Annotated in this window: 25 protein-coding genes; 11 read left to right on the top strand and 14 right to left on the bottom strand. The window is 73.0% G+C overall.

The window, feature by feature from the left end; translation table 11 throughout:
- The first annotated feature begins 67 nt into the window (after positions 1 to 67).
- Complete coding sequence (locus ACFY30_RS11540; RefSeq protein ID WP_390844982.1) at positions 68 to 817, top strand: maleylpyruvate isomerase family mycothiol-dependent enzyme; 750 nt, start codon at positions 68 to 70, stop codon at positions 815 to 817.
- Here ACFY30_RS11540 and ACFY30_RS11535 read toward each other — a convergent pair.
- Entirely contained in the window at positions 810 to 1235 is a 426-nt protein-coding gene (locus ACFY30_RS11535) for a MarR family winged helix-turn-helix transcriptional regulator (protein WP_390844981.1), read from the bottom strand. The two genes, ACFY30_RS11540 and ACFY30_RS11535, sit on opposite strands and share 8 nt — an antisense overlap.
- 86 nt (positions 1236 to 1321) lie before the next feature.
- On the opposite strand from ACFY30_RS11535, the gene ACFY30_RS11530 reads away from it, so the two are divergent.
- A complete protein-coding gene (locus ACFY30_RS11530; protein WP_390844979.1) occupies positions 1322 to 2812 on the top strand; it encodes an MFS transporter in 1491 nt (496 codons plus the stop codon).
- Between the two features lie 69 nt (positions 2813 to 2881).
- Complete coding sequence (locus ACFY30_RS11525) at positions 2882 to 3166, top strand: DUF6332 family protein (RefSeq protein WP_390844978.1); 285 nt, start codon at positions 2882 to 2884, stop codon at positions 3164 to 3166.
- On the opposite strand, the gene ACFY30_RS11520 is transcribed toward ACFY30_RS11525, so the two are convergent.
- The 3 genes from ACFY30_RS11520 to ACFY30_RS11510 all read right to left on the bottom strand — a co-directional run bounded on the left by ACFY30_RS11520 (position 3127) and on the right by ACFY30_RS11510 (position 5953).
- Positions 3127 to 3792: a response regulator gene (locus ACFY30_RS11520; protein ID WP_390844977.1), complete on the bottom strand. Its 666-nt coding sequence runs from the start codon at positions 3790 to 3792 to the stop codon at positions 3127 to 3129. The two genes, ACFY30_RS11525 and ACFY30_RS11520, sit on opposite strands and share 40 nt — an antisense overlap.
- Positions 3789 to 5039 (bottom strand): sensor histidine kinase, encoded by a 1251-nt coding sequence (locus ACFY30_RS11515; protein WP_390844976.1) that lies wholly within the window; start codon positions 5037 to 5039, stop codon positions 3789 to 3791. Before ACFY30_RS11515 ends, ACFY30_RS11520 begins: the two co-directional genes overlap by 4 nt.
- Positions 5040 to 5263: 224 nt before the next feature.
- Positions 5264 to 5953, bottom strand: a complete 690-nt coding sequence (locus ACFY30_RS11510) for a TetR/AcrR family transcriptional regulator (protein WP_390844975.1) — start codon at positions 5951 to 5953, stop codon at positions 5264 to 5266.
- Positions 5954 to 6101: 148 nt separating this feature from the next.
- Between ACFY30_RS11510 and ACFY30_RS11505 the strand changes: the two genes are divergently transcribed.
- On the top strand, positions 6102 to 6554 hold the full coding sequence (locus tag ACFY30_RS11505) for a nitroreductase family deazaflavin-dependent oxidoreductase (protein ID WP_390844974.1): 453 nt from the start codon (positions 6102 to 6104) through the stop codon (positions 6552 to 6554).
- A gap of 13 nt (positions 6555 to 6567) precedes the next feature.
- Here the strand turns inward: ACFY30_RS11505 and ACFY30_RS11500 are convergent, their stop codons facing one another.
- The gene (locus ACFY30_RS11500; protein ID WP_390844973.1) at positions 6568 to 7806 is read right to left on the bottom strand and encodes a geranylgeranyl reductase family protein; all 1239 of its coding nucleotides are present in this window, start codon (positions 7804 to 7806) and stop codon (positions 6568 to 6570) included.
- A gap of 202 nt (positions 7807 to 8008) precedes the next feature.
- On the opposite strand from ACFY30_RS11500, the gene ACFY30_RS11495 reads away from it, so the two are divergent.
- Together ACFY30_RS11495 and ACFY30_RS11490 are read left to right on the top strand one after the other, a co-directional pair.
- Positions 8009 to 9364: a dipeptidase gene (locus ACFY30_RS11495; protein WP_390844972.1), complete on the top strand. Its 1356-nt coding sequence runs from the start codon at positions 8009 to 8011 to the stop codon at positions 9362 to 9364.
- A gap of 185 nt (positions 9365 to 9549) precedes the next feature.
- Positions 9550 to 10410 (top strand): MBL fold metallo-hydrolase, encoded by an 861-nt coding sequence (locus ACFY30_RS11490; RefSeq protein WP_390844971.1) that lies wholly within the window; start codon positions 9550 to 9552, stop codon positions 10408 to 10410.
- A gap of 78 nt (positions 10411 to 10488) precedes the next feature.
- Here ACFY30_RS11490 and ACFY30_RS11485 read toward each other — a convergent pair whose 3' ends face one another.
- The 3 genes from ACFY30_RS11485 to ACFY30_RS11475 all read right to left on the bottom strand — a co-directional run bounded on the left by ACFY30_RS11485 (position 10489) and on the right by ACFY30_RS11475 (position 13509).
- The gene (locus ACFY30_RS11485) at positions 10489 to 11532 is read right to left on the bottom strand and encodes an NUDIX domain-containing protein (RefSeq protein ID WP_390844970.1); all 1044 of its coding nucleotides are present in this window, start codon (positions 11530 to 11532) and stop codon (positions 10489 to 10491) included.
- 156 nt (positions 11533 to 11688) lie between these two features.
- Positions 11689 to 11883 (bottom strand): hypothetical protein, encoded by a 195-nt coding sequence (locus ACFY30_RS11480; protein ID WP_390657579.1) that lies wholly within the window; start codon positions 11881 to 11883, stop codon positions 11689 to 11691.
- A gap of 681 nt (positions 11884 to 12564) precedes the next feature.
- Positions 12565 to 13509 carry an ROK family protein gene (locus ACFY30_RS11475; protein ID WP_390844969.1) on the bottom strand — a complete coding sequence of 315 codons (945 nt, stop codon included), beginning with the start codon at positions 13507 to 13509 and terminating at the stop codon, positions 12565 to 12567.
- Positions 13510 to 13743: 234 nt separating this feature from the next.
- On the opposite strand from ACFY30_RS11475, the gene ACFY30_RS11470 reads away from it, so the two are divergent.
- The 3 genes from ACFY30_RS11470 (at position 13744) to ACFY30_RS11460 (ending at position 16062) form a co-directional block, all read left to right on the top strand.
- A complete protein-coding gene (locus tag ACFY30_RS11470; protein ID WP_390844968.1) occupies positions 13744 to 14781 on the top strand; it encodes a LacI family DNA-binding transcriptional regulator in 1038 nt (345 codons plus the stop codon).
- 67 nt (positions 14782 to 14848) lie between these two features.
- Positions 14849 to 15586, top strand: a complete 738-nt coding sequence (locus ACFY30_RS11465; protein WP_390844967.1) for a hypothetical protein — start codon at positions 14849 to 14851, stop codon at positions 15584 to 15586.
- Positions 15587 to 15672: 86 nt separating this feature from the next.
- Positions 15673 to 16062, top strand: a complete 390-nt coding sequence (locus ACFY30_RS11460) for a VOC family protein (RefSeq protein WP_390844966.1) — start codon at positions 15673 to 15675, stop codon at positions 16060 to 16062.
- A 15-nt stretch (positions 16063 to 16077) separates the two neighbouring features.
- On the opposite strand, the gene ACFY30_RS11455 is transcribed toward ACFY30_RS11460, so the two are convergent.
- Positions 16078 to 17382, bottom strand: a complete 1305-nt coding sequence (locus ACFY30_RS11455; RefSeq protein WP_390844965.1) for a DUF6986 family protein — start codon at positions 17380 to 17382, stop codon at positions 16078 to 16080.
- A gap of 183 nt (positions 17383 to 17565) precedes the next feature.
- Between ACFY30_RS11455 and ACFY30_RS11450 the strand changes: the two genes are divergently transcribed.
- The gene (locus ACFY30_RS11450) at positions 17566 to 18477 is read left to right on the top strand and encodes an endonuclease/exonuclease/phosphatase family protein (RefSeq protein WP_390844964.1); all 912 of its coding nucleotides are present in this window, start codon (positions 17566 to 17568) and stop codon (positions 18475 to 18477) included.
- 91 nt (positions 18478 to 18568) lie between these two features.
- Here the strand turns inward: ACFY30_RS11450 and ACFY30_RS11445 are convergent, their stop codons facing one another.
- The 5 genes from ACFY30_RS11445 to ACFY30_RS11425 form a co-directional block, all read right to left on the bottom strand.
- Positions 18569 to 19531: an electron transfer flavoprotein subunit alpha/FixB family protein gene (locus ACFY30_RS11445; protein WP_390844963.1), complete on the bottom strand. Its 963-nt coding sequence runs from the start codon at positions 19529 to 19531 to the stop codon at positions 18569 to 18571.
- Positions 19532 to 19583: 52 nt separating this feature from the next.
- Positions 19584 to 20372 carry an electron transfer flavoprotein subunit beta/FixA family protein gene (locus ACFY30_RS11440; protein WP_390657569.1) on the bottom strand — a complete coding sequence of 263 codons (789 nt, stop codon included), beginning with the start codon at positions 20370 to 20372 and terminating at the stop codon, positions 19584 to 19586.
- A 218-nt stretch (positions 20373 to 20590) separates the two neighbouring features.
- Positions 20591 to 21100, bottom strand: coding sequence for a flavin reductase family protein (locus tag ACFY30_RS11435; protein ID WP_390844962.1), 510 nt, complete (start codon positions 21098 to 21100; stop codon positions 20591 to 20593).
- A 47-nt stretch (positions 21101 to 21147) separates the two neighbouring features.
- The gene (locus tag ACFY30_RS11430) at positions 21148 to 21228 is read right to left on the bottom strand and encodes a putative leader peptide (protein WP_390657891.1); all 81 of its coding nucleotides are present in this window, start codon (positions 21226 to 21228) and stop codon (positions 21148 to 21150) included.
- 81 nt (positions 21229 to 21309) lie between these two features.
- A complete protein-coding gene (locus ACFY30_RS11425; RefSeq protein ID WP_390657567.1) occupies positions 21310 to 21723 on the bottom strand; it encodes a TlpA family protein disulfide reductase in 414 nt (137 codons plus the stop codon).
- A gap of 75 nt (positions 21724 to 21798) precedes the next feature.
- On the opposite strand from ACFY30_RS11425, the gene ACFY30_RS11420 reads away from it, so the two are divergent.
- Complete coding sequence (locus ACFY30_RS11420) at positions 21799 to 22215, top strand: DUF4395 domain-containing protein (protein ID WP_390844961.1); 417 nt, start codon at positions 21799 to 21801, stop codon at positions 22213 to 22215.
- The last annotated feature ends 80 nt before the right edge of the window (positions 22216 to 22295 follow it).

Raw genomic sequence — 22295 nt, 5'->3', positions numbered from 1 at the left:
CGGCGAGCGAGCGCCGAGCCATAGAACGCCGCCGTTGGACCGCACTCCATCCGGCAGACTCACCCGCATGAACACTGCCGAGTTCGTTCACATCCTCGACCGGGAAGGCCGGTCGCTCGCCGACGCGGCAGCCGGGGCGGGCCCCGGGGCCAAGGTGCCGACCTGCCCGGACTGGCAGGTCAGGGACCTGCTGCGGCACACGGGCATGGTGCACCGCTGGGCGACGTCGTTCGTGGCCGAGGGCCGCACCGAGCCCCACCCCGGCGCCGGCCTGCCGGACCTCGACGGCGCCGAGCTGCTGGAGTGGTTCCGCGAGGGTCACCGCGGGCTGGTCGACACCCTCACCGCCGCACCGCCGGACACCGAGTGCTGGCACTTCCTGCCCGCTCCGTCGCCGCTGGCGTTCTGGGCCAGGCGCCAGGCGCACGAGACGGCCGTGCACCGGGTGGACGCGGAGTCGGCACTGGGCCGCACACCGCGGGAGAGCGCCGAGAGCCTGCCCGCGGCCTTCGCCGCCGACGGCATCGACGAGTTGCTCAGCGGCTTCCACGCCCGGCCCAGGAGCCGGGTGCGCACCGAGGAGCCCCGGGTCCTGCGGGTGCGGGCGACGGATCTGACGGAGGACGCCGTGTGGACCGTACGGCTGTCCCCCGAGCCGCCCGTGACGGAGCGGACCGCCGACGGGAAGGCCGACTGCGAGATCGCGGGACCGGCGGCGCCGCTCTATCTGGCGTTGTGGAACCGGCTGCCGTTCCCCGCCGTCACCGGGGACGCGGAACTCGCGGAGCTGTGGCGGGAGAAGTCCGCCATCACGTGAGGCCGACGTCCGGCTCGGCCAGCATCCGGGTCAGGACCGCGCGCTGCAGCGGCAGGACGTCGCCGTGCAGCGCGCGCCCCTTGCCCGTGAGCGCGACCCGGACGCCCCGGCGGTCCTCGGCGCACATGCCGCGCTCCACGAGGCCGTCCTTCTCCAGCCGGGCGATCAGCCGGGAGAGCGCGCTCTGGCTGAGGTGGACCCGCTCGGCGATCTCCTGGACGCGGTAGCTGCACGAGCCGTCCGCCGACGCGGGCCCGGCGAGCACGTCGAGCACTTCGAAATCGCTGCCGCACAGTCCGTGCCGGTGCAGCGCGCGGTCGAGTTCGCACTGGGTGCGGGCATGCAGGGCGAGTATGCCCCGCCAGCGCTCGGCCAGCGCCTGCTCGGTTCTTCCGGCCTCGCCCTTCTTCGCCGCCATGGCCCGCACCGTAGCAGAGAGCGGGCTTTGTTGCATCGGAATTAAATGCATTTGCATTCGATGCATACGCATGTAGTGTCGTCGCCATGACCTCTCCGCTCATCTCACCCGTGTCCGGCGTGCCCGAGGGGCGCTGGACCTCCCGGTTGTGGGGCACCCTGCTGGTGCTGTGCGCCGCGATGTTCCTGGACGCGCTGGACGTGTCGATGGTCGGCGTGGCCCTGCCGTCCATCGGCTCCGACCTGGAGCTGTCCACATCGACGCTGCAGTGGATCGTCAGCGGCTACATCCTCGGCTACGGCGGACTGCTGCTCCTCGGCGGACGCACCGCCGACCTGCTCGGCCGCCGCCAGGTCTTCCTGGTCGCCCTCGGTGTCTTCGCGCTCGCCTCGCTGCTCGGCGGACTCGTCGACTCGGGTCCGCTGCTGATCGCCAGCCGTTTCGTCAAGGGTCTCAGCGCGGCCTTCACCGCCCCGGCCGGGCTGTCGATCATCACGACGACGTTCCCGGAGGGCCCGCTGCGCAACCGCGCCCTGGCGATCTACACCACCTGCGCCGCCACCGGCTTCTCCATGGGCCTGGTCCTCTCCGGCCTGCTCACGGAGGCCAGTTGGCGTCTGACCATGCTGCTGCCCGCGCCGATCGCCCTCATCGCCCTGGTCGCGGGCCTGAAGCTGCTGCCGCGCAGCGAGCGCGAACGCGAGCACAACGGCTACGACGTCCCCGGCGCCGTCCTCGGTACCGTGTCTATGCTGTTGCTGGTGTTCACGGTCGTCCAGGCGCCGCAGGCGGGCTGGGCCTCCGCCCGCACCCTGCTGTCCTTCCTGGCCGTGGCCGTCCTGCTGACCGTCTTCGTCCTGGTCGAGCGGCGCTCGGCAGGTCCGCTGATCCGGCTCGGGGTGCTGCGCTCCGGCAGCCAGATCCGCGCCCAGCTCGGGGCGATGGCCTTCTTCGGGTCGTACGTGGGCTTCCAGTTCCTGGCCACGCTCTACATGCAGTCGCTGCTCGGCTGGTCGGCCCTGCACACGGCCCTCGCCTTCCTGCCGGCGGGCGCGCTGGTGGCGGTCTCCTCCACCAAGGTCGGCTCCGTCGTGGACCGGTTCGGCACGCCCCGGCTGATCGCGGCCGGCTTCGCCCTCATGGTCGCCGGGTACGCCCTGTTCCTGCGCGTCGACCTCGACCCGGTGTACGCGGCCGTGATCCTGCCGTCGATGCTGCTGATCGGCGCGGCCTGCGCGCTGGTGTTCCCCTCGCTCAACATCCAGGCCACCAACGGCGTGGCCGACCACGAGCAGGGCATGGTGTCCGGCCTGCTCAACACCTCGGTACAGGTGGGCGGCGCGATCTTCCTGGCCGTCGTCACGGCGGTGGTCACCGCGGGCGCACCGGCCGACCCCACCCCCCAGGCCGTCCTGGACAGCTACCGCCCCGGTCTCGCGGTCGTGACGGCGATCGCCGCCGCGGGCCTCCTGATCACCCTGCCCGGCCTGCGCCCCCGACGCGACCGGACCTCGGTCGTGGTCGCCCGGTCCGCCCCGGAGGAGGCAACGGCCGAACGCGTACCGGTCCACGACTAGGGGGAACCCGGACTGCGCGCCCGGCGGGGCCGGTTGCCTCGCCGGGCGCACAGCTGCGACCATCGCCGGATGGGCGGTTCCGGGGGACGACGCACACAGCACGAGCGGGACGCGATCACCGTCGAGATCGGCTACGCGCTGGTCAGCGCGGCGTTCACGGCGGCGGTCGTGTTCGGCACGGCGGCCGGACCTGCGCTGCTCTTTCAACTCCCGGACGGACTGGAGTGGTTGCTGCTCCGGGCGGGTCTGACGGTGGCGCCGGCGCTGTTCGCGGTCCGCGTGGTGAGCGTGCTCGTGCGTTTCACCCGCTCGGCTCAGCCCAGCCAGCCCGGTCGTACCAAGCCCGACTCGTAGGCCAGGACGACCAGTTGGGCTCGGTCGCGGGCGCCCAGTTTGACCATGGCGCGGCTGACGTGGGTCTTGGCGGTGAGGGGGCTGACGACCAGGCGGCGGGCGATCTCCTCGTTGGACAGGCCGATGCCGACCAGTGCCATCACCTCCCGCTCGCGTTCCGTGAGCCGGCTCAACTCGTCCATCGGGGCCGGCTCCTTGGAGCGGGCCGCGAACTCGGCGATGAGGCGGCGCGTCACACCCGGCGAGAGCAGCGCGTCCCCGGCCACCACCGCCCTCACCGCACGCAGGAGTTCGTCCGGCTCGGTGTCCTTGACCAGAAAGCCGGAGGCGCCGGAGCGGATCGCTTCGAAGACGTACTCGTCGAGTTCGAAGGTGGTGAGCATGACCACCCTCACCTGCGCGAGCGCCTCGTCCGCGGTGATACGGCGCGTGGCCGCGAGCCCGTCGAGGAGGGGCATGCGGATGTCCATCAGGACGACGTCCGGGCGCAGTGCGCGGACCCTGCGCACCGCCTCCTCGCCGTCGGCGGCCTCCCCGGCCACCTCGATGTCCGTCTGCGCGTCGAGCAGGGCCCGGAACCCCGCGCGGACCAGCGACTGGTCGTCGGCCAGCAGCACGCGGATCACCGGTCCTCCCCCGCCTCGCCGGTCGCCTTCGCCCGCACCGGGAGCACGGCGAGCACACTGAAGCCGCCGTCGGGGCGCGGCCCCGCCTCGATCGTGCCGCCCAGCGCCGCGGCCCGCTCCCGCATCCCGGCGAGGCCGTTCCCGCTGCCTCCGGCGTCGGCGCCGGTCGCCGGTCCGTCGTCGTCGATACGGAGCCGTAGCGTCCCGCCCGCCCGGTCGAGCCGCACGTGTGCGCGGCGCGAGCCCGAGTGGCGGACGACGTTGGTGAGGGCCTCCTGGACGATACGGAAGGCGGCGAGGTCCGTGCCGGGAGGCAGTCGCGGTGGTTCCCCCGCCACCCGGACCGTCAGCCCGGCGCGTGCGGCCTGTTCCACCAGCTCGGGGAGCCGGTCGAGGCCGGGCGCCGGGGCGCGGGGCGCGGCCCCCGGCGCGCGGAGCGTGCCGAGCACCTGGCGCACGTCACCGAGCGCCTCCTTGCTGGCGGACTTGATGGTGGTGAGGGCGGTACGCGCCTGCTCCGGGTCGGTGTCGAGGAGGGCCAGGCCGACACCCGCCTGCACGTTGATGACGGAGAGGCTGTGCGCGAGGACGTCGTGCAGTTCGCGGGCGATCCTCAGCCGTTCCTCGTCGGCGCGCCGCCGGGCGGCCTGCGCCCGCTCGGCCCGCTCCCGGGCCCACTGCTCGCGCCTGGCACGGGCGAGTTCCGCGACCGCGACGATGGCGACGACCCAGCCGGTGACCACGATCTCCTGCCCGAAGGACGCCAGCTGGTCCCCGGAGGGCGGCAGCCACCGGTACAGCCAGTGCGCGACCAGCAGATGGACGGCGCACAGCAGGCCGAGCGCCGTCCAGGCGGCCAGGCGGTGCCCCGCGACGACGGCGGCGAAGCAGGCCACGGCCACCGTCAGGAAGACCGGGCCGTACGGATAGCCGGCACCGAGGTACAGCGCGACCGTGACCGCCGTACCGAACACGACGGGCACCGGATGCCGCCGCCGCCAGAGCAGGATCACGCAGGAGACGAGCAGCAGAACGGGGGCGAAGGCGTCGAGGCCGGCCCGCTCGCCCTGCTGTCCGCGGGCGGCGAAACCGGAACCGGCGAGGACGAGGACGGTCAGCAGCAGTGTGGACCGCCAGGGCCACCGGCCGCCGTCCGGTTCCCCGCCCGGCCGGCGGCGGGGCCACGGCGGCCCGTGCCCCCACCCCCGCCACGGGCCACCGCCCTCGCGCACCCGCTCCACGTCCATGGCTGCCACGCTAGACGCCACCGGCCGCGCCGGACGTCCGCCGGGCGAGGTGATCGTCCGTACTCCCGGCGAAGTACTGCCCGCGCGGCCGAACCCCTGCGGACGACGGACCGACGGACCGACGGACCGGCGGACCGACGGACCGGCGGACCGACGGAACGGCGAACCGGCCGCACGCGGAGCAGCGGACCGGACAGACCCGCTGGCGGACCCCGGACCGGGCGCTACCGCAGCCCCACCCCGTGGGCGAGCCGGGTCACCGCGTGCCGGAAGAACGGCTCGCGTTCCTCCACCACCCGGTTGAACTGTCCGAACAGCTCGAAGCCGACCAGGCCGTACAGCTGCGCCCAGGCCGCGACCAGGGCCACGACCGCTCCCGGCGGGAGGTCGGGGGCGAGATCGCCCGCCATGCGGACGGCCTCGGGGACCAGTTCGTCCGTGAGGAGCGGCACCTCCAGTCCCTGCCGGCGGTGCGCGTCCCGCACGATGCCGACGAGGAGCAGGCCCACCCGGGAGGCGGCCGGCACGGTGGTCCGGGGAGCGCTGTATCCGGGGACGGGTGTGCCGTAGATCAGCGCGTACTCGTGCGGATGCGCCCGCGCCCAGCCGCGTACCGCCTCGCACACCGCCACCCAGCGCCGGACCGGCTCGGCCTCGGCGACGGCGGCGTGCGCCGCCTCCGCACGCTCGCCGAGGGAGTCGTAGGCATCGATGATGAGGGCGGTGAGCAGGTCGTCACGGCTCGGGAAATAGCGGTAGAGGGCGGAGGAGACCATGCCCAGCTCGCGCGCGACGGCCCGCAGGGAGAGCTTGGCCGCGCCCTCGGCGGCCAGCTGTCTGCGCGCCTCTTCCTTGATGGCGGCGGTGACTTCGATCCGGGCGCGGGCGCGAGCCCCTCGGGCGGTGCTGGTCATGGGGGCCAGTGTCCCATGAAAGCGGAGCAGTGCACACGTTCGAGAGCGGTGCACATTTCCGAGAGCAGTGCTCTTGCTCTGGAGTGATGGTGTCGTGCACACTCGACTCAAGCGAGAGCACCGCTCTCTCCATGACTGGGGGTCACCGATGTCGTCGTCGCCGTACTACCTCAAGGGCAGCCCGCTCAACGTCCGCCTCAACAGCGTCATCGGGTGGCTGGCCCGGCACGGGCTCAGCCTCGCGGGCACGGCGGAGATGTCCGTGCGGGGCCGCAAGAGCGGGCAGATGCAGCGCATCCCGGTCAACCCGCACACCTACGGGGGCGCGCAGTACCTGGTCTCGGCCCGGGGGCACTCCCAGTGGGTGCGCAACATGCGGGCGGCCGGCGGCGGGGAGCTGCGGGTGGGGCGCAAGGTCCGCACGTTCACCGCGGTGGAGCTTCCCGACCAGGAGAAGCTCCCGGTGCTGCGGACCTACCTGGAGAAGTGGGGCTGGGAGGTCGACCAGTACTTCCAGGGGGTCACGGCCAAGTCCACGGACGAGGAGATCGTCGCGGCGGCCCCCGACCACCCGGTGTTCCGGATCACGGTCGAGGGCTGAACCCCTCGGCCGCTCAGGAGTCCTCCGCCTCCGGCGCCGGCTCCTGGCGCCGGTCCATCATGGTCAGCACGCGCTGGGCCATCGGATGGGTGCGGACGAGCTCGCCGAGGGACGTCCGGCCCCGGGTGATGTCGGTGAACGACCGCCAGGCCGGGCGGAAGCCGGTGAGGGCCGCGTGGAAGAGACCTGGACGGCGCTCGAAGATCGCCAGCATCCGCTTGCCGACCGCCATCTCCACACCGAGGCCCGCCTTGATCGCGAACGCGTAGTTCAGGGCCTGACGGCGGGTGTCCACCGCGTCGTGCGCCTCGGCGATACGGACCGCCCACTCGCCGGCCAGACGGCCCGAACGCAGGGCGAAGGAAATGCCCTCACGGGTCCACGGCTCGAGCAGGCCCGCCGCGTCCCCGCACACGAGCACCCGGCCGCGCGACAGCGGCGAGTCGTCGGCACGGCAGCGGGTGAGATGGCCGGAGGAGATGCTCGGCTCGAAGCCGGCGAGGCCGAGCCGCCCGATGAAGTCCTCCAGGTAGCGCTTGGTGGCGGCGCCCTCGCCGCGCGCGGAGATCACGCCGACGGTCAGCGTGTCCCCCTTGGGGAAGACCCAGCCGTAGCTGCCGGGCATCGGGCCCCAGTCGATGAGGACGCGGCCCTTCCAGTCCTCGGCGACCGTGTCCGGCACCGGGATCTCCGCCTCCAGGCCGAGGTCCACCTGGTCGAGCTTCACGCCGACGTGCGCTCCTATGCGGCTGGCGCTGCCGTCCGCGCCCACGACCGCGCGCGCCAGGACGGTCTCGCCGCCCTGCAGGACGACCGCGACGGTACGCCGGTCGGGCACCGCCGAGCCGTGCTGCTCCACCCGCGTGACCGTGACGCCCGTACGCAGCTCGGCGCCCGCCTTCTGGGCGTGCTCGACCAGTTGCTGGTCGAAGTCGGGCCGGTTGATCAGTCCGAACAGCATCTGCCGGGAGCGGCGGGTGCGGGTGAAGCGCCCGTTGTTGGAGAACGTCACCGCGTGGACGCGGTCGCGCAGGGGCAGCTCGAAGCCGGGTGGCAGGGCGTCCCGTGAGGGACCGATGATGCCGCCGCCGCATGTCTTGTAGCGGGGCAGCTCCGCCTTCTCCAGCAACAGCACGCGCCGTCCCGTGACCGCCGCCGCGTAGGCGGCCGAAGCCCCCGCGGGTCCCGCGCCCACCACGACGACGTCCCACACCTGCCGCACGTCGTCCGCCGAAGAGTTCTCGCTGCTCACGATGGTCTACTGCTCCCGATCAAGCCGCCTGCCGCACCTGTCCCCCGCATCCTACGGCGGAGATCGTCACGGTCCGATGACAGTCCGCTGTGGGAAGATCGGCGGCGTACGCGACCCCATCCCGGCAGCGCGTACGCTCGCACGGTCCCCCGGACGGACCAGTGCCACCCTGTACAACGTCGCACCCACAAGGAGCGTGCCCATGTCGTCGAATCCGGTCGCCGAAACCGTCGCCTCGCTGATGCCCAGGGCGAAGGCGGAGCTCACCGAGCTGGTGGCCTTCAAGTCGGTGGCGGACTTCGACCAGTTCCCGAGGAGCGAGAGCGAGGCCGCCGCGAACTGGATCACGGCCGCGCTGCGCGCCGAGGGATTCGAGGACGTGGCACTCCTGGAGACGCCCGACGGCACCCAGTCGGTGTACGGCTGTCTGCCCGGCCCGGAGGGCGCCCGGACGGTTCTGCTCTACGCGCACTACGACGTGCAGCCGCCGCTGGACGAGGCCGGCTGGACCACCCCGCCGTTCGAGCTGACCGAGCGCGACGGCCGCTGGTACGGACGCGGTACCGCCGACTGCAAGGGCGGCTTCATCATGCACCTGCTCGCGCTGCGCGCCCTCAAGGCGAACGGCGGTGTCCCGGTGCACGTGAAGATGATCGTGGAGGGCTCGGAGGAGCAGGGCACCGGCGGTCTGGAGCGGTACGCCGAGCAGCACCCGGACCTGCTCACCGCCGACACCGTCGTGATCGGCGACGCGGGCAACTTCCGCGTCGGCCTGCCCACCGTCACCTCCACCCTGCGCGGCATGACCATGATGCGGGTGAAGATCGACACCCTGGAGGGCAACCTGCACTCGGGCCAGTTCGGCGGCGCGGCGCCCGACGCGCTGGGCGCGCTGATCCGCGTACTGGACTCGCTGCGCGCCGAGGACGGCTCGACCACCGTCGACGGACTGACCGGCGAAGCGCGGTGGGAGGGCCTGCAGTACGACGAGGAGCAGTTCCGGCAGGACGCCAAGGTCCTCGACGGCGTCGGGCTGATCGGCTCCGGCACGGTCGCCGACCGCATCTGGGCCCGGCCCGCGGTGACCGTCCTCGGGATCGACTGCCCGCCTGTCGTCGGCGCCACCCCGTCCGTGCAGGCGAGCGCCCGCGCGCTGATCAGCCTGCGGGTGCCGCCGGGAGTGGACGCGGCCGAGGCGACGAAGCTGCTCCAGGCGCACCTGGAGGCGCACACGCCGTGGGGCGCGCGGGTGAGCACCGAGCAGATCGGCCAGGGGCAGCCGTTCAGCGCCGACACCACCAGCCCGGCGTACGCGGCCATGGCCGAGGCGATGGCGGTCGCCTACCCGGGCCAGGAGATGCAGTACGCCGGCCAGGGTGGCTCCATCCCCCTGTGCAACACCCTCGCGTCCCTGTACCCGGACGCGGAGATCCTCCTCATCGGACTGAGCGAGCCGGAGGCCCAGATCCACGCGGTCAACGAAAGCGTCTCCCCGGAGGAGCTGGAGCGCCTCGCGGTGGCCGAGGCGCTGTTCCTGCGGAACTACGCGGCGAGCTGAGCCGCCCTGCCATGGGCAGAGGGCCCCGTCCGACGGGCGGGGCCCTCCTACGGTCGTCCCCTGGACGTCGTCGAGCTGCTCCCCCGCCCGCACCCGCTCCTCGTCGTACTGCAGGCCCTCCCACCGCGCTTCGCCGGTCAGTCCGTCGACGGTGGTCGAGCCTTCCTCGGCGCGACGGCGACGAGTTGACGCTGATCGGCACCGGCCCGCCGGGCTCCGGCCCGGCGATCGCCGAGGCGGTCACGGCGCCGGGACACCCGCCCGGAGCCCTGCGGCGGATCCTCCTCACCCACTTCCACGAGGACCACGCCGGTGGCGCCGCCGAGTTGGCGGCGACGAGCCGCGCAGAGGTGCTGGCGCACGGTGCGGACGCTGCCGTGCTGCGCAGCGAAGTACCCGCTCCCGCACCGCAGTTGGAGGACTGGGAACGCCCACGCCCCCTCCTCGTGGCGACACAACAGCAGCTGCCCGGCGGGCGGTTCACGCCCCCGACGGAGGTCACCGCGCTGTCCGACGGTGAGATCCTCGGCTTCGGCGACGGCGCCCGGGTGGTCCACGTCCCCGGACACACCCCCGGCAGCATCGCCGTCCACCTGCCCCGCCACGGAAGCCTGTTCACCGGCGAAGCGGCCGCGGCCTCGCCGCTCGGCGACTCGGTCCTGCCGGGCGTCTTCCACCTCGACCGCCCCCAGGCCCTCATCTCCTTCCGCCGGCTCGCCGCCCTCACAACAGAGACGGCCTGCTTCGGCCACGGCTCCCCGGTGACCGGCCGGGCGTCGCGTGTTCTGCGGAGGCTGCGGACGCCTGGCCGTCCACGCCCTGAGGGGGTGCCGTTCCGGCGGAAACGGGAGCGCTGCTCGATTCCCTGCGGCCTGATGGCTCCGGTGGCCGGTCCCCCGCCCTACGGGCACCCCGGCGACCAGGCCAGGCACTCAGCCCTCCGGCAGCATGCGGGCCTCACCGCCCGACCCCGCGCCCCGCGTGCTCCGGGGGCAGGCCACCGGCCCGGACCGGCACAGCCCTCCGGGTGTCCCCGAAGGCGTTGAAGCCGCGCAGCACCCCGCCCGCCCAGACCGGCACAGCCCAGCCGGCCCGTACCGGCACAGCCGTGCGCAGGCACACGCTCAGCCCACCGGGATGCCCGCCTCCAGGTACAGGGCCGCTCCGCGTTCCCGCGCCCGCAGGGCCCAGCGCAGCCGCTCGTAGCGGACCGGAGGGAGGAGGTCGGCCGCCTCCTCCTCCGTGACGAAGCGCCAGCCGCGCAGTTCGGGCCCCGGCAGCAGCAGTCCCTCGGCGGCCGTCGAGTCGAGCCGGCCGCCGTCGAAGAGGAGGCGCAGCCCGCCGTAGCCGGGCGGCTGCGGCCGCTCCCAGTCGACGACGAGCAGCCTGGGTATGTCGTCCAGCCGGATCCCGGTCTCCTCCAGGACCTCCCGCATGCCCGCGCGCGCGGGCGCCTCGCCGGGCTCCACGACGCCGCCGGGGAACTCCCAGCCGGGCTTGTAGGTCGGGTCGACGAGCAGCACCCGGTCCTGCTCGTCGAAGAGCAGCACCCCGGAGGCGAGCGTCTCGCCGGTGGGTTCGGGGGTCTGCACGATGTCGCAGGCCGGCACGGCACCGGTGCCGACCGCCTCGGCGATGCGGACGGCGGTCTCGTACGGGGTGAGGTGGCTGGTGTCGACGAGGTGGGCGTCGGCGGAGAGCCAGGAGGCCAGGGCGGCGCGGTAGGGCTCGATGTGGTCGTAGGACCACTGGCGGATGCGGATCTCGCCGTCGGGGAGGTCGGGCGGCACCTCCCGGCCCGCTATCCGCCCGCGCAGGATCGTTTCCGCCGGAGCGAGGAGCACATGGCGGACCTGTATCCGGCGGGCCGCGAGGCCGCCGAAGATCTCGTCACGGTACTCCTGGCGGAGCAGGGTCATGGGGACGACGAGGGTGCCGCCGAGTTCACCCAGCAGCGCGGCGGCGGTGTCGATCACGAGCCGTCGCCAGATCCGCAGGTCCTGGAAGTCGCCGACCTCGGCGAGGCGCTTGGGCGGCAGCAGGTGCGGGAGCCCTCCGCCGATGACCTCGGGGTCGAAGAGCGTGCTGTTCGGGATCAGGTCGATCAGTTCCCGTGCGGTCGTGGTCTTGCCCGCACCGAACGCGCCGTTGATCCAAACGACGGTCACATTTCCCCCTCTTCTGTTGGCCCCCTGTGGCTTGCCCGCTCCACCCTGCCACGGAAACCAGTTCGGGGAAGAGGGCGCACGAAGGCCGTGGCGCCGGTGCCCCTGGCGGGGGCGGCGGCGCCACGGCCTCGCGCCTTCGGCGTCCCGCGTCCGCCGTCAGCCGCCCTGGCCCAGGGCGTCGTCGTCCATCGCGAGGCTGTCACTGGCGACGGTGTGGTCGAGCGTGCTGAGGGTGTCGCCGACGTTCAGCTCGTCGAGGTCCTGGGCGGCCAGGCCGTGCGAGGGGGTGATGGCCGCGACGACGAAGCCGGTGGCGAGGGAGGCGATGGCGAGCATGCTGCGCTTCTTCATGCCCACTCCAACGGGCCGGACGCCACGGAGGTCACGCGACGCCCCAGCCCCACCTCCGACCGGAAGCCCGGCGCCCGGTCGCCCCGCCGGTCCCCTGACCCAGCGGTTCCACTGAACCACCGGCCCGCCGATCCGCGCGGTGCGAGGTCCGCGGTCCGCCTGCCCACGGTCCGCGATCCATGGGACCGCCGATCGACCGATCGACCGGTCCACCGATACGCCGATACGCGAGCCGTCAGCCGGCGGGGCCCGGCGCGGGAGCACGGCAGATGGAGCCATCCATCCGTGACCCACCAGCCCGCCGGTCCGCGCCCCTCCAGCCCACGGGGCCCGGCACGGCGCGCGGCACACCGAGCCACCGGCCACCGGCCACCGGCCACCGGCCACCGACCGGCGAATCCCCCGATACGCCCCTCTACGAATCCGCCGCCCTCCGGTCCACCGAGCGGCCGGCCCGCCGGTCCGCGCCCCACCAGCCCACGGGACCCGGCACAAGGCACGCCACACGAGTCACACAAATCCGCGAGCCACCGGTCCACCGACCCGCGAATCCGCCGCTACGCCGACCCGCGATCCGCCGACCCGACGACCCGCCCCTCCACCGCCCCGCCTGAACGTTCCTGCACAACACCGCTCACAGCAAGCCGCACAGCGCCCCCGCAGCACCCCTCGGAGCACCGCTCACACCCCCGCCGTCGACGTTCCCGCCAGCGCCGCCGCCGCTGCTCCCACCAGACCCGCGTCCGTCCCCATCTGCGCCGGGACCACGGTCAGGCGCTGGACGAAGGAGAGGGTCGCGTAGTCGCGGAGGGCCCGGCGCAGCGGCACGAAGAGGACGTCGCCCGCCTTGCCCACACCTCCGCCGATCACCGCGATGTCGATCTCGACGAGGGTCGCGGTGGCCGCGATGCCGGCGGCGAGGGCCTGGGCGGCGCGTTCGAAGGAGGCGACGGCCACCGGGTCGCCCGCGCGGGCGGCGGCGGCCACCGCCGCGGCGGAGGTGTCGCCGTCGGGGCCGGGCCGCCAGCCGTTCTCCAGGGCGCGACGGGCTATGTGCGGGCCGCTGGCGATGCGCTCGACGCAGCCGCGCGCCCCGCAGGGACACGGGTCGCCGTCGAGGTCGACGCTGATGTGACCGATGTGGCCGGCGTTGCCGGTGGGACCGGGGTGCAGCCGTCCGCCGAGCACCAGCCCCCCGCCCACTCCCGTGGAGACCACCATGCACAGGGCGTTGTCATGGCCTCGGGCAGCGCCCTGCCAGTGCTCGGCCGCCGTGATCGCCACGCCGTCGCCGATCAGCTCGACCCGCAGACTGCCGGTGGCGGCACGGACGCGGTCGACGAGCGGGTAGTCGCGCCAGCCGGGCACGTTCACCGGGCTGACCGTGCCGGCGGAGGCGTCCACCGGACCGGCGCTGCCGATGCCGACGGCGTACGCGCGCGGCCACAGCGGCGAGGCGGTCAGCTCCTTCAGCACCTCCTCGACGGCCCCCATCACGGTGTCGCCGCCCTCCTGCGCGGGCGTGGGCCGCTGTGCGCGGACCAGGATCGTGCCGTCGCCGTCCACCAGCCCTCCGGCGATCTTGGTGCCGCCTATGTCGAGCGCGGCCACGAGGTCGGTCTGCATCACAGTGTCGGTTCTCCCCGTCAACCTTGGAAAAGGGCCGGCCGGCCCGGGGTGGGGGACGTGGCCGGAGTTTGTCGGTGGACAGTCTCTCCCGCATCTGACAACGTTGTCCAGGCTCTATGCTCGACGCCACATCCTCATACAAACCCAGGGACTCATCCACCCCGCCGGCACCACGGTGCCCGCGGCGGCGGGAAGTACCTCCCGTGGACGACAGGAACAGGACACCGCATCGTGCCCGAGACGCCGCGCCGCCCCGACAGCCGTTACGGCAACCGTCCCACGATGAAGGACGTCGCGGCACGCGCCGGGGTCGGACTCAAGACCGTCTCGCGGGTGGTGAACGGCGAGCCCGGGGTCACGCCCGAGACGGAGCGCCGCGTGCAGGAGGCCATCGACGCGCTCGGCTTCCGCCGCAACGACAGCGCGCGGGTGCTGCGCAAGGGCCGCACCGCGAGCATCGGCCTGGTCCTGGAGGACCTCGCGGACCCGTTCTACGGCCCGCTGAGCCGCGCGGTGGAGGAGGTGGCCCGCGCGCACGGCGCGCTGCTGATCAACGGCTCCAGCGCCGAGGACCCCGACCGTGAGCAGGAGCTGGCGCTGGCGCTGTGCGCCCGGCGGGTGGACGGTCTCGTGGTGATCCCGGCCGGGGACGACCACCGTTATCTGGAGCCGGAGATCAAGGCGGGCGTGGCGACGGTCTTCGTGGACCGGCCGGCCGGGCAGATCGACGCCGACTGCGTGCTGTCGGACAACTACGGCGGGGCCCGCGAGGGCGTGGCCCATCTCATCGCGCACGGGCACCGCAGGATCGGCTTCATCGGCGACATGCCGCGCATCCACACGGCGGCGGAGCGGCTGCGCGGCTACCGGACGGCGATGGAGGACGCGGGGATCGAGGTCGAGGACGCCTGGGTCTCGCTGGGCACGACCGATCCGGGCCGGGTGCGCCGGGCGGCCGAGGAGATGCTGTCCGGTCCCGAGCCGGTGACGGCGGTCTTCTCGGGCAACAACCGGGTGACGGTCACGGTGATCCGGGTGCTCGCGGAGCAGTCCCGCGCGGTGGCCCTGGTGGCCTTCGACGACCTGGAGCTGGCCGATCTGCTGCGGCCGGGCGTGACCGTGGTGGCCCAGGACGCGGCGGCGCTCGGCCGGACCGCCGCGGAGCGCCTGTTCCGGCAGCTGGAGGGCACCCTGGTCGTGCCCGAGCGCATCGAGCTGCCCACCAGGCTCATCGCCCGCGGTTCGGGCGAACTGCCCCCGGCGGTCTGAAGCCGCGGGCGCCCCGGCGGACCGGAGGCGGAGCCGCTGCGGGGCCGCTGAGGCAGACTGGACGGAGATGGACGAACGCCGAGAGCTCCGTACGCTGGAGGCGCTGGGGCTGGCTCACGCGCCGCGTGATCACCCGCTGACCTATCCGGGTGTGTGGCCGACCGGGTCGGGCCTGCTCACCGGCGATCTAATGCTGCCGCTGGGCCGGCTCACGCACCCCGGCCGAAGCCCGGTCCTGGCGGTCGGCTCCAACGCCTCCCCCGGTCAACTGCGGCACAAGATGGCCGCGTCGGGGATCAGCTCCCCGATCCCGATGGTGCGGGCGCGGGTGACGGGCATCGGTGTCGGTGTCTCCGCGCACATCAGCCGGCCCGGGTACGTGTCCGCCTCTCCCGTCGACTCCCCCGGTGCGACACGGGAGTTGTTCGTCATCTGGCTCGACGGCGGGCAACTCGCAGCGATCGACGCGACCGAGCCGAACTACGACCGTGCCGTCCTGGCCGCGCCGCGGTACTACGTCGAGCTGGAGAACGGCGAGAGGCTTCCCGAGGTGTTCTCGTACGTGAACCGGCACGGCGTCCTGCGCAACGGCACCGACGCCCCGCGCGGCCATCCCGGCCAGCACGCCCTCATCACCGAACTCCTCCTCGGGTCAAGGGCGTTGAGGCGGCTGTTCGGGGATACACCGGAGGAGTTCGTCACGCGCGCGCGGGCCGACCCGCGCCTGCCCCTGCAGGGCACACGACTGTTCGCGGAGGAGAAGATGGTGACGAACTCCGGTCTGGAGCACCTGCGGTGTGGTTAGGATCAAGGCACGGCATCGCGTGTCGGTCACCGACCGGGTGAGGCATGGAGGTGCCCGTGAGATTGCCTTGCGGAGGCATTCCACACATGTCAGTCGAGTTGAACCACACCATCGTCCATTCCCGTGACAACCGGGAGTCCGCCGAGTTCCTCGCGCACCTCCTCGGGCTCGAAGTCGGCACCGAGTGGGGCCCGTTCGTCCCGGTCGGCACCAGCAACGGAGTCACCCTGGACTTCGCCACCATCCCGGCGGAGTCGATCGTCATGCAGCACTACGCGTTCCTCGTCTCCGACGAGGAGTTCGACGCCGCCTTCGGCCGGATCAAGGCGGCCGGGATCACGTACTTCGCGGATCCGCACGGCCGGCAGCCGGGTCAGATCAACCACGACCACGGCGGCCGGGGCCTGTACTTCATGGACCCGGCTGGGCACGGGATGGAGATCATCACGCGCCCGTACGGGTTCTCCGGGGAGTAGCCCCGAGGGCCCCGGCTACTGCGCCGAGGCCGTCGGATCGCCTCGCCGGGGTGCCGCGAAGCCCTCCAGGGCCGCCCGGGACAGGCCGGTCGCGCCGGTCACCTCGGCGAGGTCGAGGGCACCGCAGTCCAGGCCGCGCAGCAGATGACCGCTGAGGGCCTTGGCGGTGGCCGGTTCGTCCATCACGTCGCCGCCGGCCCGGCCGGCGTACCGGGACAGGCGCTCGGCGGCCTGCGTGAACCCCTCGCGGTAGAAGGCGAAGACGGCGGCGTAGCGGGTGGGGAGGTGGGCGGGGTGCATGTCCCAGCCCTGGTAGTAGGCGCGGGAGAGTGCGCGGCGGATGAGGCCGTAGTGCAGGCGCCAGGCGTCGTGGACCTTCTCGGTCGGGCCGACGGGCAGGACGTTGGTGGAGCCGTCCGAGACGCGTACGCCGGTGCCGGCCGCGGCGACCTGCATGACCGCCTTGGCGTGGTCGGCGGCCGGGTGGTCGCCGGCCTGGTAGGCGGCGGACACGCCGAGGCAGGCGCTGTAGTCGAAGGTGCCGTAGTGCAGGCCCGTGGCGCGGCCCTCGGCGGCCTGGATCATGCGGGCGACGGTCGCGGTGCCGTCGGTGGCGAGGATGGCCTGGCTGGTCTCGATCTGGATCTCGAAGCCGAGCCGGCCGGGCTCGAGTCCGCGGGCCTTCTCGAAGGCCTCCAGGAGCCGCACCATGGCGGTGACCTGCTCGGGGTACGTCACCTTCGGCAGCGTCAGCACCAGGCCGTCGGGCAGGCCGCCGGCCGCCAGCAGGCCGGTGAGGAAGACGTCGAGGGTGCGGATGCCCCGGTCGCGTACGGCGGCCTCCAGGCACTTCATGCGGATGCCCGTGTACGGGGCCGCCGTGCCCTTCGCGTACGCCTCGGCGACGAGCCGGGCGGCCCGTGCCGCCGCCTCGTCCTCCTCGGCGTCCGGGCGGGGGCCGTAGCCGTCCTCGAAGTCGACGCGGAGGTCTTCGACGGGCTCGCGCTCCAGCTTGGCGCGCACGCGCGCGTACACGGGGCCGGCGAGCGTGTCGGACAGGCCGAGGCAGGCGGCGAAGGAGGCGGCGTCGGGGGCGTGCTCGTCGAGGGCGGCGAGGGCCCTGTCGCCCCAGGACCGGACGGTGTCCGCGGCGAAGGCGTCGGCGGGGACGTAGACGGTGTGCACCGGCTGGCGGGTGCCGGGGTCGCCGGGGTAGCGGCGGTCGAGTTCGGCGTCGACCGGGGCGAGGGAGGCGCTGATCTCCTCGGTGACGGCGCCCGCGAGGCTGGTCGCCACCGTCTCGTGCCGGCTCTGAGCCATCCCACGCCCTCCTGTTTTCCACTGTACGGAATCAACAATCCGTAGAACGAAGCTATCCGTGGAGGTCACGGCGGGTCAACACCCTGTCCACGCCGTGGTCCTGTGTGATCACTTCCGCACCATCCCCCTCTTCCGCACAGACCCGCACACCTTCATCCTGGCTCACGAGGCGAAGGGGGACACATGGCGGGCAGCGGAGAGCCGACCCGGCGGGAGGGGCTGCGAACGATGGTGGCCGCCGTCGTCGCCGTGCCCCTGCTGGGCACGGCGGGGGCCTCGCAGGCCCGGCGCGAGAGCCCCGCACCGCACCGGAAGCCCGAGCTGGTCCCGCCGCTCGACGTCATGTCGTTCAACATCCGGGTGCCCGCCGCGTCGGACCCGTGGGCGGTCCGCCGTCCGGTCATGCGCACGCTGTTACAACGGGCGGCCCCGCACGTCATCGGCACCCAGGAGGGCCAGTTCTCCCAGTTGCTGAACATCGGGGCCGACCTCGGTCCGCACTACGACTGGATCGGCACCCCCGGCAGCGGCAACGAGGAGTCGACCGCCGTCTTCTACGACGTCCGCCGGCTCGCCCCGGTCGAGCACGACGTCTTCCGGCTCTCCGACACGCCCACCGTGCCCGGCTCCAACACCTGGGGCGCGGCCTTTCCCCGGCTCGTGACCCGGGTCCGCTTCCGGGACCTGCTCGACGCGGGACGGGAGTTCCACGTCCTCAACACCCATCTCGACCATCGCAGCGAGTACGCACGCGCGCGGGCCGCCCGCCTGATGGCCGAGCGGATCCGGGGGCTCGGCTTCTCCCGCCCGGTCCTGCTGACCGGCGACTTCAACGCCGTCGCGCACGCCGGCACGGCCTACGACACGCTGCTGCGCGCGGGCCTCGTGGACACCTGGGACACGGCGCGGCGGCGCGGACCGGCGTACGGGACGTTCCACGGGTACCAGGGGCTGCGGCCGGACGGGGACCGCATCGACTGGATCCTGGCCACGCCCGGGGTGACGGTGCGCCGGGCGTGGGTCGACACGTACTGCGCGAACGGCCAGTACCCGAGCGACCATCTGCCGGTGACGGCGTCGGTGCGCCTCGGCTGAACACGCCGGGGCCCCCGTGACCGGTGCGGTCACGGGGGCCCCGTACAGCTGACGGCGACCGGATCGGGTGATCACTCGGCCGGCCGGGGGATCAGCCCTTGCGGGCCTTGATCTCCTCGGTGAGCTGCGGGACGACGTCGAACAGGTCGCCGACGACGCCGTAGTCGACCAGGTCGAAGATCGGGGCCTCGGCGTCCTTGTTGACGGCCACGATCGTCTTCGAGGTCTGCATGCCGGCGCGGTGCTGGATGGCACCGGAGATGCCGTTGGCGATGTAGAGCTGCGGCGAGACGGACTTGCCGGTCTGGCCGACCTGGTTGGTGTGCGGGTACCAGCCGGCGTCCACCGCGGCGCGGGAGGCGCCGACGGCCGCGCCGAGGGAGTCGGCGAGGGCCTCGATGATGGCGAAGTTCTCCGCGCCGTTGACGCCACGGCCGCCGGAGACGACGATCGCGGCCTCGGTCAGCTCGGGGCGGCCGGTGGACTCACGGGCCGTGCGGCCGGTGACCTTGGTGCCGGTGGCCTGGTCGGAGAAGGTGACCGCGAGGGCCTCGACCGCACCGGCGGCCGGGGCGGCCTCGACGGCGGCCGAGTTCGGCTTGACCGTGATGACCGGGGTGCCCTTGATGACGCGGGACTTGGTGGTGAAGGACGCGGCGAACACCGACTGGGTGGCCACCGGGCCCTCGTCGCCGGCCTCGAGGTCGACGGCGTCGGTGATGATGCCGGAGCCGATGCGCAGCGCGAGGCGGGCGGCGATCTCCTTGCCCTCGGCGGAGGACGGGACCAGGACGGCGGCCGGGGAGACGGCGGCGACGGCGGCCTGCAGCGCGTCCACCTTCGGTACGACGAGGTAGTCGGCGTACTCGGACGCGTCGTGGGTGAGGACCTTGACGGCGCCGTGCTCGGCGAGCGCGGCGGCGGTGTTCTCGGCACCGGCGCCGAGCGCGACGGCGACGGGCTCGCCGACGCGGCGGGCGAGGGTCAGCAGCTCGAGGGTCGGCTTGCGGACGGCACCGTCCACGTGGTCGACGTAGACGAGGACTTCAGCCATGGGATTGCTCTCCTGCGAAACGAAGTTGAGGGGGCGGTCGGCGTGTCGAGCCTTAGACGAACTTCTGGCTCGCGAGGTACTCGGCGAGCTGCTTGCCGCCCTCGCCCTCGTCCTTGACGATCGTGCCGGCGGTGCGGGCCGGGCGCTCGGCCGCGGCCTCCACCTTGGTCCAGGCGCCGTCGAGGCCGACCTCCTCCGCCTCGATGTCGAGGTCGGAGAGGTCCCAGGACTCCACCGGCTTCTTCTTGGCCGCCATGATGCCCTTGAAGGACGGGTAACGGGCCTCACCCGACTGGTCGGTGACCGACACGACCGCCGGCAGGGAGGCCTCGAGCTGCTCGGAGGCGGCGTCGCCGTCGCGGCGGCCCTTGACGGTGCCGTCCTCGACGGAGACCTCGGAGAGCAGGGTGACCTGCGGGACGCCCAGGCGCTCGGCGACCAGCGCCGGCAGCACGCCCATGGTGCCGTCGGTGGAGGCCATGCCGGAGATCACCAGGTCGTAGCCGGCCTTCTCGATGGCCTTGGCCAGCACCAGGGAGGTGCCGATGGCGTCGGTGCCGTGCAGGTCGTCGTCCTCGACGTGGATCGCCTTGTCGGCGCCCATGGACAGGGCCTTGCGCAGGGCGTCCTTGGCGTCCTCGGGGCCCACCGTCAGGACGGTGATCTCCACGTCGTCGTCGGAGTTCTCGGAGATCTGCAGCGCCTGCTCGACGGCGTACTCGTCGAGCTCGGAGAGCAGACCGTCCACGTCGTCCCGGTCGACGGTCAGGTCATCGGCGAAGTGCCGGTCGCCAGTGGCGTCGGGCACGTACTTCACAGTGACAACGATCCTCAAGCTCACGCCGGCTCTCCTACTGCATCGTCAGTTCTCGGCTGCCTTCTTTCAGGCAGCATAGGCGCCACAAGCGGCCGATCCCGATCGGGGCGGCCCGCGCTCCGAACGAAATATTACTCGTCAGTACACCCAGTTCTTGCCCGCTAAGCAAGCGCTTTGAACTGTGACCTCTGCAACGCAGCGTAACCGGAACTCGACCGCTCCGCAGGAGAGCCGGGCAGTGATCAATGCCGCAGCGCGTTGAACCGGCCCTGGTGATAGAGCAGCGGACGGCCCGCGCCCGCGGGGTCGCCCAGGACGACCTCGGCCAGCACGATGCGGTGATCCCCGGCGGGGACACGCGCGACGACCCGGCACACCAGCCAGGCGAGCACGTCGTCGAGGACCGGGACGCCCTCGGGGCCCGGCCGCCAGGCGGTGGGCGCGCCGAAGCGGTCGGCGCCGCTGCGGGCGAAGGTGGCGGCCAGGTCCTCCTGGTGCTCGCCGAGCAGGTGCACGCCCACGTGCTCGGCCCCGGATATCGCGGGCCAGCTCGACGCGCCCGTGCCGATGCCGAAGGAGAGCAGCGGGGGCTCCGCGGAGACGGAGGTCAGGGAGGTGGCGGTGAAACCGACCGGGCCGGACTCACCGGAGGCGGTGATCACGGCGACTCCGGCGGCGTGCCGGCGGAAGACGGAGCGCAGGAGATCGGGGGAGGCGAGCTGAGGGGTGCCGAGGCCGGGCGAGGCCGTCATGGAGTTGTCGTCCTTCTGGGGAGAGCGGCGGGAGGGTCCGTGGTTGCTCAGCGACCCGGACAGCGCGCGCTCGCGGTACGGGCGAGGTCGACGTGGACCCGTCCGTAGAGAAGGAGTTCCTCAGGCATGGGCTCAGGCTGACGACGGGTGGCGTGCACAGTCAAGTACGTTCCGGCATCTGGGAGGCGTCTCACGGTCCCCACGGCCCGTCACACCGCCTCCCCCAGTGCCGCGATGACGTCGGCTTTGCGGGGCTGGCCGGTGGCGCGCCGTACGACGCGGCCGTCGGCGTCGAGGACCAGGACCGTCGGGGTCTTGAGGATGTCGAGTTCGCGCACGAGGTCCAGGTGCTCCTCGGCGTCGATCTCGATGTGGGCCACGCCGGGCACCAGGCCCGCCACCTCCCCGAGGACCCGCCGGGTGGCCCGGCAGGGCGCGCAGAAGGCGCTGGAGAACTGCACGAGCGTGGCCCGCTCCCCCAGTGCGCCGCCCAGCCGGTCGGCGCCGAGCCGCTTTCCGTCGTCGCGCCCGCGCACCCGTACCCTCCCGCTCCGCCGCCGCTGCAGCACTCCGTAGGCGCTCGCCGCGACGAGCACCGCCACACACACCACCAGTCCGGTCATCAGCCGCTCCAGCGTTCACGAGACTGCAAAGATTCCCGACCCCAGGAATCGCCACCGTTGCGGAATGCTTGATTCATGGACATCGATGTGAGGGGCCCGCGCTTCGGAGCCGCCGTCACGACCGTAGTACTGGCGGCCGTTCTGGTCACGGGCAGTGCCTGGCTGCTGGCCTGGCAGACACTGGCGTTCGCCCTGGGCGCGGCGGGCGGGGTCGGGCGCTCGCCGTACGGCTGGGTGTTCCGCGGGGTCGTACGGCCGCGGATCGGCCCGCCGGTGGAGTTCGAGTCGCCGCGGCCGCCGCGGTTCGCGCAGGCGGTGGGGCTGGCCTTCGCGGCCGCCGGTCTGATCGGCTTCACCCTGGGGCCGGGGTGGCTGGGGCTCGCGGCGACCGGTGCGGCGCTCGCGGCCGCTTTCCTCAATGCCGCTTTCGGGTACTGCCTGGGGTGCGAGATGTACCTGGTCGTACGGCGGGTGGCGGTACGGGCGGAGTGAACGCGCCGTAAAAGACCGAGGTCGATCACGGGGCCGAGTGACGAGGATCTCGTCGCCCAGGGGCACGGGGACTGGCCCCC

It is taken from the genome of Streptomyces sp. NPDC000345, assembly GCF_042898825.1.
GTDB lineage: Bacteria > Actinomycetota > Actinomycetes > Streptomycetales > Streptomycetaceae > Streptomyces.
The sequence above is the reverse complement of the archived record's forward strand: the minus strand, read 5'-3'. Positions and strand labels throughout refer to the sequence as shown.

Bases quoted from the DNA above. Each gene is read 5' to 3' on its own strand.
- ACFY30_RS11540 (WP_390844982.1), top strand. From the start codon at position 68: ATGAACACTGCCGAGTTCGTTCACATCCTCGACCGGGAAGGCCGGTCG.
- ACFY30_RS11535 (WP_390844981.1), bottom strand. From the start codon at position 1,235: ATGGCGGCGAAGAAGGGCGAGGCCGGAAGAACCGAGCAGGCGCTGGCC.
- ACFY30_RS11530 (WP_390844979.1), top strand. From the start codon at position 1,322: ATGACCTCTCCGCTCATCTCACCCGTGTCCGGCGTGCCCGAGGGGCGC.
- ACFY30_RS11525 (WP_390844978.1), top strand. From the start codon at position 2,882: ATGGGCGGTTCCGGGGGACGACGCACACAGCACGAGCGGGACGCGATC.
- ACFY30_RS11515 (WP_390844976.1), bottom strand. From the start codon at position 5,039: ATGGACGTGGAGCGGGTGCGCGAGGGCGGTGGCCCGTGGCGGGGGTGG.
- ACFY30_RS11510 (WP_390844975.1), bottom strand. From the start codon at position 5,953: ATGACCAGCACCGCCCGAGGGGCTCGCGCCCGCGCCCGGATCGAAGTC.
- ACFY30_RS11505 (WP_390844974.1), top strand. From the start codon at position 6,102: ATGTCGTCGTCGCCGTACTACCTCAAGGGCAGCCCGCTCAACGTCCGC.
- ACFY30_RS11495 (WP_390844972.1), top strand. From the start codon at position 8,009: ATGTCGTCGAATCCGGTCGCCGAAACCGTCGCCTCGCTGATGCCCAGG.
- ACFY30_RS11480 (WP_390657579.1), bottom strand. From the start codon at position 11,883: ATGAAGAAGCGCAGCATGCTCGCCATCGCCTCCCTCGCCACCGGCTTC.
- ACFY30_RS11475 (WP_390844969.1), bottom strand. From the start codon at position 13,509: ATGCAGACCGACCTCGTGGCCGCGCTCGACATAGGCGGCACCAAGATC.
- ACFY30_RS11465 (WP_390844967.1), top strand. From the start codon at position 14,849: ATGGACGAACGCCGAGAGCTCCGTACGCTGGAGGCGCTGGGGCTGGCT.
- ACFY30_RS11460 (WP_390844966.1), top strand. From the start codon at position 15,673: ATGTCAGTCGAGTTGAACCACACCATCGTCCATTCCCGTGACAACCGG.
- ACFY30_RS11455 (WP_390844965.1), bottom strand. From the start codon at position 17,382: ATGGCTCAGAGCCGGCACGAGACGGTGGCGACCAGCCTCGCGGGCGCC.
- ACFY30_RS11450 (WP_390844964.1), top strand. From the start codon at position 17,566: ATGGCGGGCAGCGGAGAGCCGACCCGGCGGGAGGGGCTGCGAACGATG.
- ACFY30_RS11445 (WP_390844963.1), bottom strand. From the start codon at position 19,531: ATGGCTGAAGTCCTCGTCTACGTCGACCACGTGGACGGTGCCGTCCGC.
- ACFY30_RS11435 (WP_390844962.1), bottom strand. From the start codon at position 21,100: ATGACGGCCTCGCCCGGCCTCGGCACCCCTCAGCTCGCCTCCCCCGAT.
- ACFY30_RS11430 (WP_390657891.1), bottom strand. From the start codon at position 21,228: ATGCCTGAGGAACTCCTTCTCTACGGACGGGTCCACGTCGACCTCGCC.
- ACFY30_RS11425 (WP_390657567.1), bottom strand. From the start codon at position 21,723: ATGACCGGACTGGTGGTGTGTGTGGCGGTGCTCGTCGCGGCGAGCGCC.
- ACFY30_RS11420 (WP_390844961.1), top strand. From the start codon at position 21,799: ATGGACATCGATGTGAGGGGCCCGCGCTTCGGAGCCGCCGTCACGACC.